Origin of the sequence: Luteibacter sp. CQ10 (assembly GCF_040900725.1) — a bacterium.
In the GTDB taxonomy this organism is placed as follows: domain Bacteria; phylum Pseudomonadota; class Gammaproteobacteria; order Xanthomonadales; family Rhodanobacteraceae; genus Luteibacter.
This window is the reverse complement of record NZ_JAEUYM010000018.1, coordinates 1-2,500: the sequence shown is the minus strand read 5'-3', so window position 1 is coordinate 2,500 and position 2,500 is coordinate 1. Positions and strand designations below refer to the sequence as shown.

The window sequence follows — 2,500 nt, the reverse complement described above, 5'->3', positions numbered from 1 at the left end:
GAATAGGGCGAATAGTCTCTGGCAGTAGACCCGAAACCGAGTGATCTATCCTTGACCAGGTTGAAGGTGCGGTAACACGCACTGGAGGACCGAACCCACATCTGTTGCAATAGATGGGGATGAGTTGAGGATCGGAGTGAAAGGCTAAACAAACTCGGAGATAGCTGGTTCTCCTCGAAAGCTATTTAGGTAGCGCCTCGTGCGAACACTGTTGGGGGTAGAGCACTGTTATGGCTAGGGGGTCATTGAGACTTACCAAACCATGGCAAACTCCGAATACCAACACGTGCTACACGGGAGACACACGGCGGGTGCTAACGTCCGTCGTGAAAAGGGAAACAACCCAGACCCGCAGCTAAGGTCCCAAAGTCATAGCTAAGTGGAAAACGATGTGGAAAGGCATAGACAGCCAGGAGGTTGGCTTAGAAGCAGCCACCCTTTAAAGAAAGCGTAATAGCTCACTGGTCGAGTCGGTCTGCGCGGAAGATTTAACGGGGCTAAGCTATGCACCGAAGCTCGGGGTGTACACCTTTGAGGTGTACGCGGTAGAGGAGCGTTCCGTAGGCCTGTGAAGGTGAGTCGTAAGGCTTGCTGGAGGTATCGGAAGTGCGAATGCTGACATGAGTAACGATAAAGGGGGTGAAAAGCCCCCTCGCCGAAAGCCCAAGGTTTCCTCGCGCAACGTTCATCGGCGCAGGGTGAGTCGGCCCCTAAGGCGAGGCAGAAATGCGTAGTCGATGGGAAGCAGGTTAATATTCCTGCACTTTTCTACAGTGCGATGTGGGGACGGAGAAGGTTAGGTCTACCAGGCGTTGGTTGTCCTGGGGAAAGGCGGTAGGCATGATTCTTTGGCAAATCCGGGAATCTTTATGCCGAGCACCGAGACCAGTCCTATGAGGACGAAGTGACTGACACCACGCTTCCAGGAAAAGCCACTAAGCTTCAGCTGTAGAAAAACCGTACCGTAAACCGACACTGGTAGGCAGGGTGAGAATCCCAAGGCGCTTGAGAGAACTCGGGTGAAGGAACTAGGCAAAATGGCACCGTAACTTCGGGAGAAGGTGCGCCCCTTGGTGTGGTCACGTGCGTGACTGAGCATCGAGGGGTCGCAGTAACCTGGCCGCTGCGACTGTTTATCAAAAACACAGCACTCTGCAAACACGAAAGTGGACGTATAGGGTGTGACGCCTGCCCGGTGCTGGAAGGTTAATTGATGGGGTCAGCCGCAAGGCGAAGCTCTTGATCGAAGCCCCAGTAAACGGCGGCCGTAACTATAACGGTCCTAAGGTAGCGAAATTCCTTGTCGGGTAAGTTCCGACCTGCACGAATGGCGTAACGACAGCGGCGCTGTCTCCACCCGAGACTCAGTGAAATTGAAATCGCTGTGAAGATGCAGCGTTCCCGCGGCAAGACGGAAAGACCCCGTGAACCTTTACTATAGCTTTACACTGAACGTTGAGTTCTTCTGTGTAGGATAGGTGGGAGGCTATGAAACCGAGACGCTAGTTTCGGTGGAGCCATCCTTGAAATACCACCCTGAAGTGCTTGACGTTCTAACCTAGGTCCGTAATCCGGATCGGGGACCGTGTATGGTGGGTAGTTTGACTGGGGCGGTCTCCTCCCAAAGAGTAACGGAGGAGCACGAAGGTACGCTCAGCGCGGTCGGACATCGCGCACTGTGTGCAAAGGCATAAGCGTGCTTGACTGCGAGATCGACGGATCAAGCAGGTACGAAAGTAGGTCTTAGTGATCCGGTGGTTCTGTATGGAAGGGCCATCGCTCAACGGATAAAAGGTACTCCGGGGATAACAGGCTGATACCGCCCAAGAGTTCATATCGACGGCGGTGTTTGGCACCTCGATGTCGGCTCATCACATCCTGGGGCTGTAGCCGGTCCCAAGGGTATGGCTGTTCGCCATTTAAAGTGGTACGCGAGCTGGGTTCAGAACGTCGTGAGACAGTTCGGTCCCTATCTGTCGTGGGCGTTGGAGATTTGAGGGGGGCTGCTCCTAGTACGAGAGGACCGGAGTGGACGTTCCGCTGGTGTTCGGGTTGTCATGCCCATGGCATTGCCCGGTAGCTATGAACGGAAGCGATAACCGCTGAAAGCATCTAAGCGGGAAGCGCGCCCCAAGATGAGATCTCCCGAGAGCTCGACTCTCCTTAAGGCACCATCAAGACTAGGTGGTTGATAGGCGCGGTGTGGAAGTGCAGCAATGCATTGAGCTTACGCGTACTAATGAGCCGTGAGGCTTGACCATATAACCCCAAGACGCTTCACCGTCTTAACTCAAGTCTGCCGGTATCCAGCCCGGACGCTTGTCACTCGTTTACCCCTTTGTGGAGCCGGCGCATTTGCGCTGCTCCCACCCCTTCCCTGGCGGCTATAGCGGCGTGGTACCACCTGATCCCATCCCGAACTCAGAAGTGAAACGCGCATGCGCCGATGGTAGTGTGGCTCAAGCCATGCAAGAGTAGGTCACCGCCAGGGGCTTTATCC

At 54.7% G+C, this 2,500-nt stretch carries 2 rRNA genes (1 of these 2 cut by a window edge); both read left to right on the top strand.

The features are described 5' to 3' along the window. Nucleotides 1–2,261 (top strand): 23S ribosomal RNA (locus JNG39_RS21015); it begins 623 nt to the left of the window's first position. Between the two features lie 115 nt (nt 2,262–2,376). Further along, nucleotides 2,377–2,491 (top strand): 5S ribosomal RNA (rrf, locus tag JNG39_RS21010). Nucleotides 2,492–2,500: the final 9 nt, after the last annotated feature.